We start from the raw sequence: 12,644 nt of genomic DNA on the forward strand, positions 1-12,644 counted from the left end.
AAACAAAATATTTGTGTACAAAATTTTCTGTAGCCGCAACAATGGCTCTCGGTCAGTTGTAAAATTAGTTAACAAAAAAGGAGGGGTACAATGCAGATCAGAAACTATTACCTGGGGCTCGGTTTGGCGGCGGCGCTGCTCAGCGGGTGTGGAGCGGCGTCTACGGCAGGTACCGAGACCGCGAGCACGGCCAGCACGAGCAGTACCGACGCGGCGGCTGCGGCTGTTGCCTCGTTGTTCAGTTCCGGAGCGGGGGCCAATATCGCGAAGGCCGCGAGCGTTGAAAGCCAGTCCCAAGATTTGGGGGACACCTGCAATTTTGTTGCGGCTGATTTGGCGCCGAGCACGGCAGTGCAAGTAAGTCCGTATCGGGATCCGGGTGCGTTTGGTTCGGTAAACGCGCTGCTGAATGTCGACGCGGCACATTTCTGTACGCAGCCGGATGGAACGCCGAATGAGGGGGCGGGACCGGATGGTGAAGGGAAGCTCGCGGCCTTCGAAATTACCGGTCAAGTCACCGGGGATTGCAATGGCACGACGATCCTGATGCAAAGCGGGTCGGTCGGGGTGTGGCGGAATACCGACAGCTATGAGCCGCAAATTTGGGGACAGTTTAACTTCGATGTCGAGGGAGAATCGTTGACACTCGACTGCACGCTCTATCTCCAGGGCAATGGCCAAGTTGCGTATGCCGATTGCTCGGACCAAAACGGCAACACCGTGGTGCAAGATAGTTCCGAACAATGCCAATTCAACGACGAGTAGGCATTCCCACGCTACTCGGTCCGTGTGTTCACGGGGCGCCCCTCTGCCGGGCGCCCCGTTTTATTGCCTGAACCGATTTCAAGACGGGCGTTCCAGTGGCGTGTCTGTGGCGAGCGCGATCAGTTCGCGGAGGGCGTGGTTGGCGTCTTGGGTCGTGTGGGGCAGCAGTGCGGCGAGGAGTCTGCGGCCACGCTGGAACTCTGCGGCCGTGAGCGGCTCGGCAAACGTGGCGCCCCATTCGGTGTTGGTCAGTTCCTCACAAAGACGGGCCAACAAGGAGAAGTCGCCGCTGGGGTCGGGTCGCGGCGCGGCCCTGTCGATGTCGGTCGCGATGGCGCGGGCCCAGTCATAGGCGCCGATCTCGAGACACCAACGATAGTGGAGGAGCAGCGTGTCGGTCTCCGCCGGGCGATACGTGTGTTGGTGTGTGACCACTGTCGTATCCGCGATGCCCGGCAGGCAGTCTGCTGCCACTACGGTGGCGGCGACTGCGAGGACGGCACGGACTCGGAAGAGGAAGGGAAAATCGGTGCGGCGCTCCGGTTGTGTAGCGGCGATTTCTTGGAGGCGTTGGAGGGCGTGGGTCAGGAAGTCGTGCATGCGACTGTGGGGAAAGGTGCGCCGGATGGTTGTATCCGCCATGCCGGCGGGCAGGCGGCGCGTCCATTCCCGAGACCAGTCCCGCAACAGGGCGGCGTAAGCGAGGCTGGTGTCCAGGGACGCATGCGGTTCATAAGTGCGCGCGCCGAGGGCGTTGACGATCGACACGGTCTGTTCCGTCGCGAGATCGCGGCGACCGCGTTGCCAGGCCGTGGTGATATCCTTGCGTCCTGTCGGGTAGCCGACGGTTGCGAGTGCGGCATCGAACGGACGTTGCCATCCATCCTGAATGTGATCCCACGCCAGACCACGCAGTGCCGCCAACACGGGGGGCGAGATCGGAGGGAGTCGGTCGCCTCTGGACGCGGAGTGTGAGCCTTCGTGTGCGGCGGCGTCATCGGGTGGGGGGGCGTTCCGGGCCGGCACTGGACGGCCGTGCGGGGAATCCGCGAAGCGCAGCGCATGCGGGGTCGGAGGTTCGGAGTTCCGAAGTTCCGAGGTTCTTCCTTGGGATGGATCCGAGATATGCATGGCCAATGCCGCGTCGGTCCGAAGGCCGTGCGCCGCAACAGGCCAGCCGCGTGAGACGTAAATCCATCCGTTTGGCAACGGGACGGCGATAGTGCCGAGCGGCAAGCGGACGCGGCGGAGATCGGCGGTGGCTGGGAGATAGCGGGCGGCACGAGGCACGGGACGCAGGGGCATGGCGCATCTCTAGCCATTGATATGTCGCATAGTAAAGGATGTTTTTCTGAGGAACACGGAGCGATCCCGGAGAAAATCCAGCACGTTGGAATACGGTTAGCGCACTGCATCGTGACAATCCACGCAACTTTTTCTTTGAAGGCGTCGATATACACGGCACACGGAGGAATGACACCTATGGCACTGACACCCGGATTGGTTCGACGCAATATGAGCACGGTGCGAGAGGCGCTTCGTGGGTTGCCGGCGCCGCAGGCGCAACGGTTGGCGAAGCGGCTGCAACGTGCCGAACAGGGCCTGAATAGGGGGCCGCGCTGGTTTGATTTTTTGCGTCCGGGCGACGACTGGCATCTCGCGTATCTGCAGCGTGCGAATGCGCGTGTGCTTGGCGTGGCGCGCGCAACGCAACTCGAGACGCTCGAGATCGTCGGCGATACCGTGCAACGGCGCCGAGCTGCGGCACTGGATCATGCGGCGCGACGTTTCGCCCCGACGGCCGGCGATTACGATCCGCGGATGCAATCCGTCACCATCGACATCGGCGGGATCGAGGCCGGGGTCGCAGCGGCCGCGCGCGGCACATCGCCGCTCGCCCATGCAGTCAGTTTCGGGGCGCATTCGATCGACATTAATTTGGCAGGACTTCGGCTGAGTGCTCCGGTGCAGTTCACGTTTGCGCGCGGCGGTACCGGGTGCGACGGGTCGCAGGGCGTCGAGGCATTGGGGGCCGAACACGTTTTGGTGCGCATTGATGATAGACTAATCTCCCGACGACACGACGGGCGGCCGGGTCACTTGACGGTGACGTATGATCCCCTGCATCGGAGTGCGTCCTTCGTGGTCCAGGACCATGGGTCGACAAATGGGCCGCTGGTCGGTGCGACGCGGGTCACGCGGGGGACGAGTCAACAATTCGAGGCAGCGACGCTGCGTGGGGGGCAACGCGGTCTTGAACTGACGATCGGCGATTGGCCGGTGACTGTGGTCGTGGGGCAAGGCGCTGCGGCGGCAGGGCGAGGTCGTGCGGATGCGCCCGCCGAACCACCGCCCGATCGGGCGGCAGCGCGGATTCGTCGGTCGGTGGAATTACGTGAAGACGACCCGGTTGCCGTGGCGGAACGGCGTCGCGACGCATTGGGTGGTCTCGACGATCTCCGTGAGGCGCCGGATCCCGCAGCCGCGCCGTTAGTCCGCGCGCGGGGGGCTAGCCCCGCCGTGGTGGAGGAGGGCTCGCATCCCTTTGTTGCGCGGGGTAGCAAAGAGCGGCAGTTACGCGAAGCGCTCGGGGGGCTGTTCGGGCCTGAGTGCCGGGTGAAGGTCTCGGAGCGGGACAACGGCGATATTGCGGTCGAGGTGTTGCCGGCGGCGAGCGGCGAGGCCGGGCATCTACGCATCTCCCTCCCGGGTGATGTGGCGGTGGATGGCATGATTGAAGTCGTCGCGGCCGTGTCGCAACACATCCGCCCCTTTGGGACGTCGGCGCGCGCTAACGTAGATGTCGATTTCTTCCGACGCCGTCACTACGACAGCATGGTCGGCGTGTATCAGGGGGACATCCACGACGTGGAACTGGCCAGAATCCGCGGAAGCATCGCCTTTGCGGGCCCAAGCGGCGGGGGTTCGCTGACGAGCGCGTGGTTGCCGCAGGTCGATCGTGACGGAGTGATGGGTTCGTGGACGAGTGCCGACGTGCAGCGAGCCCGCAGCGCTCCCCCCGGCATTACATTCAACCTGCCGTGGCCGGACGCGGGGTATCTGTATCAGCACGAAGGTCGTTGGTATTACCATCGCAACGCTGCCGATGCGGCGCGGCTGCTCCTGAACGACGCGTGCGCGCGTGCATGTGCGGCGCTGCGTCGTTTTACGCGACTCAATCCGGACGTGACCGCGCGGGCAGAAGACATGTTCCATCATGGGAGGGTGCCGGGCGTGGTCTATTTCCCGCATCAGGATCGGGACGTCAGCGCCGAAAATCCGCTGAATCGCGTTGCGTCCGCGTTGCCGCCGAATGCGCGCATCCTTGATCCCGCGCACTTGTTGCCCTCCGTCGTGCCGCAGCGTCGGTGAGAGAGGAAACATCGGTCGACTCGGACCCTCATCCTCCGCCTCCGGCGGAACCTTCACCCCGTCGGGGTGAGGGGAAAATATGGAAGTCAGGTCTACTCAGGCAACTTTTTCCGTGCGGCGGTCGATATAGGGACGAGGGGTGCAGGTCAGTCGGCGGAACGTTTGCCGGAGGAGTGGATCGTATGGGCGTAGGACGCAATGGGGTCGGGAATGGATCGAATATCACGGCGCGTTTGGCGGCGGCGCGGGCGCGGTTGATGCGCACGCCGAACCCTCCACCGCAGGCCCAGGCGTTGGTGCAACGTGCTGAGCGAGTGGCCGCAAAACAAGTCGGCCCGCTTGGCCGGCTTATCGGCCGGGCACAGGATCATTATCGTACCGCTGCGGCGGGGTTGTTGGATCGATTCGACGCGTTGGTCCAGCCACGAGCGGAGCGGGCGCGAGTGGGACTGTTTCGAGAGCGGGCGGCCGATTTGGGTGCCGAACCGGTGGCGGGGCGGACGGCGCTGTTGCCGGGTGATGCACCGCCGAGCGCGGGACGACCAGCGGCCTCTGACCGCATGGCCGCATTGAAGCAACGTGTCACAGCGACTGGCCACGGTCTGATCATCGATCTCGATGGTTGGGAGGGGCGGGTCGAATTTGTTCTAGGGCGAAATTCCGATACCCTTGCTCCAATTAACAGTGGACGTGTGTCTCGGCAACATGCCCGGGTGACCTGGGTCCCGACGGCGCGTGAAGTGACGATCACGGATTTGGGATCATCGAACGGCGTGTATGTCGGAGGTCGTCGCATCACAGGGAGTCACTCATTGACTGTTCCGTCGGACCAGGATCGGGTGGAATTCAATTTGGCGGACGTGTCTGATTTCCGCGTAGTATTGCAATTGCCGCGAGGTGCGCAGGCCCGAACGGTGGCTTCTTTCCCGGCAGCGCGACCGCAGTCGGCAGCGGCAGTCGCGGCGATGCCGACGCTCAGCGCGGCGGAGGTACAGATGACAGTCGCGAATGCGGTGAGCGCGGGGCCGAATCGCCTGACTGTGACCGCGCGTGCCGGTGGGCGCTTCGATATCCGAATCATGCCGGATGCCGAGAGCGCGCCGCGACGGCGCGGGCAAATTCACGTCTTGTTGCCGACGACGGTGACCGTGCCGGAACTCAACGCCATTTTCGCCCGACTCGACTGGCCGGCTTTGTTTGCGGAAGGCGTTCCGAGTGTGCAGGTGGCGATCGACTGGGTCACTCCGGATATGTACCAGAACGTGCTCGGCGGGATGACGATTGGCGGCGATGCGGCGGGACGTGCCCGCATGGCACGTGAAGGGATGATTTCGATTATGTCGGGATCGGGAAAGACGGCCATTAAACAGTGGCGAGTCGATCAGCACGGCGTTGATGGGACGTTCACGGTTGCGGATCTGACGAATGCGCATGGCATGGTCCCGACGGTGAATTGCGTGGTCCCTTGGGAGAGCGGGCGTCGGGCAGCGGAGCAGGTGCAAATCCTGCAACGGCGCTTGGCGGCGCATTTAAGTGGATATGAAGAGGTCGAAGCGATGGAATTGTATGGGCGTCTGTTTGATTCTACATCACGACGTTGATCATAAAGGCAGTCATGTTCCAATCCGGACGCACGCGTGCTGCAAATCTTCACCGTAACGATGGACTGTCGTTTGCGCCGCAACATCTGAGGCGAGAACGGCTGCGGCAAAATCTGGTGCGGTTGCAAGAAGGACTCTTAGGTGATCCCGCGCGTGTGCTGGACGCATCCGATGCGATGGGCGTGGTGCGGGTCGTCGGGCAAATAGTTGCGGGAACGCGGGCGGGGCGAAAATTGGACGTCGGTTCGCTGCGGATCAGCGATGGCTCGGATCCGGTCGAGGTGGCGCGGGCGTTGGCGCGTGTGACCGGCAAGGCGTATGGCGGCTTCGCCGACGCGCTGAGCGAGATCCGGCATTTGGATATGCCCGGGCGCTTTGCGGAACTGGTCGGCGCGCCATTATCGGCCGTGCCCGCAGCGGAGGCGTTGTCGACTCCGTGTCCGGAACCGCTCCTGTTCCCCGATGCCCCGGAGTATGCCGCGCGGGCGCGTGGGTTGCGTATTCAAGGAATGGCTTGGGCATTGGCGGCCGGCTGGCCGTGGGGTGTAGGCGTCAGCGCTGCGGCGTTAGGCAGTCTCGCCGCAGTCGTGGCTGGATTGTTTGGCCCGCTTGCCGGAGGCGTGGCTGTGGTGAGCGGCGCCGCCACGTTGTGGGGCGGGACGATGGCAGTGGCCCACAGGGCACGCGCGCTGCATCCTGCCGAAGTGGCATTCTTAGAGCGGGCGGCGCAGGCGCCCGTTCCGTTTGACGCGTGGGCCGCGTTTTTTGCCCAATTCGCCGGGAACGTCGCAACGGCATCGACAGCGAGCGCCGAAAGCGCGGCGTCCGTGGTGGAACAGACCGTCGCGGAGTTGGCGAAGAGTCGCGGGCCATATCCCGACCGCGCGCCGGTATTTTCCACTCGTGCCGGGATGTGGCCCCATTTGGACGATTGTGCCGCGCTGGTCTCGTTGCTGAGTCGCAGCGCGCTGCCAGACGCCACGGTCTGGCGCCATCTCTCCGGCGCGGTTCCGCTGGCGATGTTGCAACGACTCAATTGGCAGCCGTATGTCTATCGCGTCGATCGCTTGGCGGCCGTGGCGCAGGCGCAAGCGGAAGGAAAGCGCGTCATCTTTGTGGTCACCCATCGCTCCCATTACGATACTCCGACGATCCTCGGGTTCCTGCGGATGTTTGCGCCGGCTATTGCCGCGAAGGATGACTTGTTGACCGCGCCGTGGATCGGGCTCTCCGCGTTGCGCCATCCGTGGCGGCCCACGCAGTGGCGGCATGACGGGGCGTTGGCCATTGGTGACTGCATTATCGTCGATCGCGATTCCCCACAGGCGCGCGCACATTTACGGGCGCAGGCGTTGCAACGCTTCGACGCCGACCGCAGCGTGCTCATCTTCGGTCCCGGCACCCGCGACCACACGCCGATCCCTGGATTTGAATATGGCCTCTCCCCGTTCACTGCCGGGATGGTCAATGTTGCGACGGCAACGCGGACGCGAGGAGAAGACGTGCTCTTCGTGCCGATTTACCTGGTGGGGCCGGGGAGTACGATGGGCACCGATGGCGGCCGATTTTTGAAGCATGGGATCCGTTTGAATCAGCGGATGATCATGGGGGTCGGGGAGCCGCTGGCATTTTCGGACCTCGAGGCCGCGTGGGATGTCGCGCAAGAGGGGATAGTCCGGACCGCGCAGCGGCAGAATGGGCGCGGTGGGGAGGCGTTAGCCCCGGAGCAACGGGAACGACTCCATGTGCGTTGGGTGACCGGCCGAATCTGGGCCGCGACCGCGCGCGAACTACTGCCATTACAACGGTTTGCGCACGGATGGGAGCCGCCGTTGGAGGAATAGCCGCAGTAGCCGCGCAGCACGAGTTGTCCCCTCTCCCTTTGGGGAGAGGGCTGGGTGAGGGGGAGCGCAACAAGGGAAATCAGGTCGATGCAGACCCTCACCCTCCGCCTAAGGCGGAACTCTCTCCCCCGTCGTGGAGAGGGGAAAATATGGAAATCAGGTCGATTCAGGCAACATTTTTGGCTTGCGGCCGATAACGGTTGTATTAAGGGGCGGTACTCTATGGCAGGTCCTCCGGAAAAGGCGCCGCCGGTGCGAACTCCGACGAAGCCCGCATGGGCCACGCGGCGTGCGAAGCCTCCTCCCAGTCCGTTGCGTGCACCACGACCGCCGCGGCGCGTAGTGCGACCGGCCGAAGATCTTTTCGTCGCTCCGCCTCCCGCGCAAACCTGGAATGCCCAAGCGTTCGCTGCGCTGGAGCGGGATCTGGCGCGTTTCGTTGCTTTGTCTCCCGCCGCGGTTCGGGCGTCTGTCGAGCGGTTGGGTGTGAGGATCTGGATGACCAGCGCAGGCGTGGCCGGCGGACGCCCGGCGCATGATGCGGCGTGGCCGTTTGCCGGTCTTCCTGGACTTGCGGGCCGTTCGTTGAGTTTCGATCCGGCTCGCTTGTTGGATCGGGAGCAATTTGCGGAGCTACTCCGGCAATATCCGTTCCTCGCAGGATTATCGCTCTATCCCGCGATGTTGCCGCTGCGCGCGGATGCGCATCCGTTGGCGGCAATCCTCCAACGCGCAGTGCGACCAGTGCTCGGTGGCGATCCGGTCGCAGTGGCTGGCGTAGGTGGCACATTACACGAAGTGCTTACGGCATTTGCGCAACTGCGCGAACGTCCGATCCGCGAATCTTCAACGGCCATCCGTGATCTCGATTTGGTAACGCGTCAGGCGGCGGAGTTGTTCGTTGCAGAGACGGGTTGGTTCCTGGCGCAGGCGCGGGCCGCACGCGCAACGGCGTCGCGAACGAATGAGGAATTAAGCGGGTGGCAAGACTTGTGGGTCGGCGTCGCGGACAATTTGCAGACGTGGTTGACGCGAACCGTCGGCGACGTGCGGCACGGCGCGCAGCTCGAGGGCGTGGTTGCAACACTCTACTATTTCGCCCGACAACACGGTTTCCAACGGAGCGCGGCGATATTGGGGCGGGCGTTGGTTGAGCGTGGAGTAGCGGGCGAGGCCGCGTATTTGGAACCGCTCGCATTGCTGGCGGCGATCCACGACGCTTTGCTTGCGGGGAATGTCGAAGCGGTCAGCGAGGCGGTGTGGGCCTATCAAGACGTCGAGCGACGGCTTGCGGAACGGATCGATGGTGGCGCCGAGGTGGTGCGCAGTCAACTGCGCCGTTTGCTGGAACGGCGTCGGCAAACGCCGGTCGAGGTGGGCACGCTCTTCCGTGATGGAACGGCCGCCATTGCCGCGCAAGGGCTCAGCGCCACAGTGCAAGCGGCGGAAGATTATCGTGCGGCGCACACGTTGGATCAACGTCTGGGACTCGCCGCTGGACGGGGCGAACTCCAGCCGCTGCCCGCTGTCCAATTTGCGCTGGCCGACCTCGAACTCGTGTTGCGCCATCCGCGGCCGTTGCAGCTGTTAGAATCCTATGTCGTATTGCGGGAGCGTCGTGCTGCGGCCACGGCCGCGTCGACTCCCGGGACCCCGGCCGCGTTGCCGGCAGGTCTCTCGTCTGGCAGTGACCTCTTTCATCGACGCTTCCAGCAGCTGCTGGCCAATTTGAAAGAATTTGTGGCCCCTGCGAAGCAAGCTGAGTCCCGTGCTGTGGATATCTATATGGATGCCGTCCGTACCGGGGCCTTAGCGCTCGCCCGCTCCGCACTCGGTCCGCTGGCCCGCCTCTTCGAAGCCCATGGCGATCAACTCGACGGCCGAATCGTTACAATCGCCGAACTCCTGACGCTGGCCGGCGACGACGAACTGCTGCGCGGCGCGGTGATGACCCTTCAAAACCTCCTCAAACCGATTCTCAAACCAGTTGCCGTTGCTTGACGTCCCGCGAAGCCCCGTGTTAGCGCGTCCGCCATTGATCGGGTGTCCCACCTTAATATAAGGAGCCACTATGACCATTCGTATCGCCATTAATGGGTTCGGGCGCATCGGGCGCTATGTGGTGCGGGCAGGGATCAACGATCCGGCGCTGGAATTCGTCGGGATCAACGACCTGTTCGACGTCTCGACGATGGCGCATCTGTTGAAATACGATTCGGTCTTCGGGCGCGCGACGGAGGCGGTCGAAGTGCGCGCTGGCGCATTGGTTGTGGGCGGTAAGACGATTCCGGTGACGCAGGAAAAAGACCCGACCAAGCTGCCGTGGAAAGAGCGCGGCGTGCACGTGGTCCTCGAATGTACCGGCAAGTTCACCGATCGCGCGGCGGCCGCGCTGCATCTCCAAGCCGGGGCGCGCAAGGTCTTCGTCTCGGCGCCGGCCAAGGAAGCGGACTTAACGGTCTGCTACGGCGTGAATCACGAGAGCTACGACGCTGGCAAACACGATGTCCTTTCCAACGCGTCCTGCACCACGAACTGCCTGGCGCCGGTGGCGAAGGTGTTGCACGAAAACTTCGGCATCGAGCACGGCTTAATGACGACGATCCACTCGTACACCAACGATCAGCGTCTGATGGACAGCCCGCACAAGGACTTGCGGCGCGCGCGCGCGGCGGCGTTGTCGCAGATCCCCACCACGACCGGGGCGGCGAAGGCCGTCGGCTTGGTGCTCCCGGCGTTAAAAGGGAAGCTGGATGGCATCGCGATCCGTGTGCCGACGCCGAATGTCTCGTGCCTCGATCTCACGGCGACGCTCGCCAAAAAGGCGACGGCCGTTGAAGTGAACGCCGCACTCAAGGCCGCGGCCGCCGGTCCGTTGGGGGGCGTGCTCCGCTATTGCGACGAGCCGCTGGTCTCGATCGACTTCCTCGACGATCCGCATTCGTCGATCGTCGACGCCGCATCGACCAATGCCATCGGCAACTTAGTGAAGGTCCTGGCTTGGTACGACAACGAGGCCGGTTTTTCGCGCCGCATGCTCGACGTCGTCCGCTACATCGGGACGCGGTTGTAATACGTGCGTACGTCAGGGGGGAGATATGGTCCAATCACTCCAAGAACTGAATGTTCATGAACGGCGCGTGTTCCTGCGGGTCGATTTCAATTGTCCGATCAAAGACGGCCGCGTGACTGACGACACGCGCATTCGCGCCGCGCTGCCGACTATCGAGTATTTGCGGGAACAAAAGGCGCGGCTGATTTTGGCCTCGCACCTCGGCCGTCCGAAGGGGAACGGATTCGAGGAAAAGTATTCGCTAGTGCCGGTGGGCGAACGGCTGGCGGAACTGTTGGGGGGCGTCGATATCGTATTACCCGAAGATTGTGTGGGCGATGGGGTGCGGAAGCTTTGCCACGAGCTGCACGTCGGACAAATTGTGTTGCTGGAAAATCTCCGCTTCCACGCGGAAGAGGAAGCTAACGACGACGGCTTCGCGCAAGAATTGGCGGCGCATGCCGAAGTGTATGTTAACGATGCGTTCGGGGCGGCGCATCGGGCGCACGCGTCGGTCGTGGGTGTGCCGAAACATCTGCCGGAACATGCGGCTGGATTGCTGATGCGGCGTGAAGTTGAAACGTTGGGTAAATTGTTGACCGCGCCGGCGCGTCCGTTCATCGCGGTGTTGGGCGGGGCGAAGATCGGCGATAAGCTCGACTTGATCGAAAATTTGCTCGGCAAGGTCGACGTGATCCTGATCGGCGGTGGCATGGCGTACACGTTCTTGAAGGCGCGTGGCATTGCGGTGGGCACGTCGTTGGTAGATGAATCGAAGGTCTACACGGCCAGCAAGTTGTTGGCGCGGGCCAGCGAAGTCGGCGTACGCATCGTGCTGCCGGTCGATCACGTGATGGCCGAATCGCCGCAATCCACGACGCCGCGGCCGAGCGGAGACGATGCGATTCCCGCCGGGCTGATGGGCCTGGATATCGGACCCGCGACCGTGGCGGCGTTTTGTAGTGCCTTAACGCGGGCCCGCACGATCTTTTGGAACGGTCCGCTCGGGTGCTTCGAACAGGCCCCGTTTGCCGCCGGCACCAAGGCCGTCGCGGATGCCGTCGCCGCCAGTCGAGGAACCACCGTCGTTGGCGGGGGGGACTCGATTGCGGCATTGCAACAGGCCGGAGTGGCTGATAAGGTGACGCACCTCTCTACGGGTGGGGGGGCGAGTATGGAATTTTTGGAAGGGAAACTGTTGCCAGGAGTGGAGGCCTTAGCATGACACGTCGGCGGCTGATCGTGGGGAATTGGAAGATGAACGGGACGGTGACCGAGTCATTGAAGATCGTGACGGCGCTGGAACATCAGTTCAAGACGCCGCCGGACGCCGATGTGGTCGTTGCCCCGCCGTTCACGGTCCTCTATTCGGTCGGGGTCGCGATCCAAGACCTGCCGTTTCAACTCGGGGCGCAAAATTGTCATTGGGAAGACAAAGGAGCGTTTACCGGCGAAGTGGCAGCGGCGTTTCTTTGCGATATCGGCTGTCGCTATGTGATCGTCGGGCACTCGGAGCGGCGGCAGTACTGCGGCGAGACGGACGAGATGGTCAACAAAAAGATCGCGACCGCGTTACGTCACGAATTACAACCGATCATTTGTGTCGGCGAGACTGCGGGCGAACGGGAAGCGAATCGAACTTGGGAAGTGTTGGATCGCCAACTGAAAGGGGCGTTGGTCGATTTGCACCATCGCGAAATGGAACAATGTGTCGTGGCCTACGAACCGGTCTGGGCGATCGGGTCGGGGACTCCGGCCACGCCGGAAATGGCGATTGAAGTGCATCATTATATACGGAACCAAATCGCAAAACGCTTCGATGCCCCGACTGCGGCCCAAGTGCGCATTATTTATGGCGGCAGTGTGAAGGGGAGCAATGTCGCGCAATTCTCTCGCCATCCGGAGATCGATGGCTGCTTGGTCGGCGGCGCGTCGCTCGAGGCGGTGGAATTCGCGGAAATCGTCCGCACGATGGAACGCGGGGTGCGATCGCGGGAAGAAGGGAACTAA

General features: G+C 63.1%; 9 protein-coding genes. 8 read left to right on the top strand and 1 reads right to left on the bottom strand.

What is annotated here, in order from left to right:
• The first annotated feature begins 90 nt into the window (after positions 1–90).
• On the top strand, positions 91–765 hold the full coding sequence (locus tag HY696_02040; GenBank protein ID MBI4237183.1) for a hypothetical protein: 675 nt from the start codon (positions 91–93) through the stop codon (positions 763–765).
• A 78-nt stretch (positions 766–843) separates the two neighbouring features.
• On the opposite strand, the gene HY696_02045 is transcribed toward HY696_02040, so the two are convergent.
• Positions 844–2,070 (bottom strand): hypothetical protein, encoded by a 1,227-nt coding sequence (locus HY696_02045; GenBank protein ID MBI4237184.1) that lies wholly within the window; start codon positions 2,068–2,070, stop codon positions 844–846.
• Positions 2,071–2,247: 177 nt separating this feature from the next.
• Between HY696_02045 and HY696_02050 the strand changes: the two genes are divergently transcribed.
• The 7 genes from HY696_02050 to HY696_02080 all read left to right on the top strand — a co-directional run bounded on the left by HY696_02050 (position 2,248) and on the right by HY696_02080 (position 12,644).
• The gene (locus HY696_02050) at positions 2,248–4,137 is read left to right on the top strand and encodes an FHA domain-containing protein (GenBank protein ID MBI4237185.1); all 1,890 of its coding nucleotides are present in this window, start codon (positions 2,248–2,250) and stop codon (positions 4,135–4,137) included.
• A 182-nt stretch (positions 4,138–4,319) separates the two neighbouring features.
• Complete coding sequence (locus HY696_02055) at positions 4,320–5,738, top strand: FHA domain-containing protein (protein MBI4237186.1); 1,419 nt, start codon at positions 4,320–4,322, stop codon at positions 5,736–5,738.
• Between the two features lie 14 nt (positions 5,739–5,752).
• Positions 5,753–7,582, top strand: coding sequence for a 1-acyl-sn-glycerol-3-phosphate acyltransferase (locus HY696_02060; GenBank protein ID MBI4237187.1), 1,830 nt, complete (start codon positions 5,753–5,755; stop codon positions 7,580–7,582).
• Positions 7,583–7,804: 222 nt separating this feature from the next.
• On the top strand, positions 7,805–9,583 hold the full coding sequence (locus tag HY696_02065; protein ID MBI4237188.1) for a hypothetical protein: 1,779 nt from the start codon (positions 7,805–7,807) through the stop codon (positions 9,581–9,583).
• A gap of 70 nt (positions 9,584–9,653) precedes the next feature.
• Entirely contained in the window at positions 9,654–10,655 is a 1,002-nt protein-coding gene (gap, locus tag HY696_02070) for a type I glyceraldehyde-3-phosphate dehydrogenase (GenBank protein MBI4237189.1), read from the top strand.
• A 25-nt stretch (positions 10,656–10,680) separates the two neighbouring features.
• Positions 10,681–11,859: a phosphoglycerate kinase gene (locus tag HY696_02075; protein MBI4237190.1), complete on the top strand. Its 1,179-nt coding sequence runs from the start codon at positions 10,681–10,683 to the stop codon at positions 11,857–11,859.
• Complete coding sequence (locus HY696_02080) at positions 11,856–12,644, top strand: triose-phosphate isomerase (protein MBI4237191.1); 789 nt, start codon at positions 11,856–11,858, stop codon at positions 12,642–12,644. The genes HY696_02075 and HY696_02080 overlap by 4 nt, the downstream gene beginning before the upstream one ends.

The sequence above is a fragment of the Deltaproteobacteria bacterium genome (genome assembly GCA_016210045.1).
In the GTDB taxonomy this organism is placed as follows: Bacteria; UBA10199; UBA10199.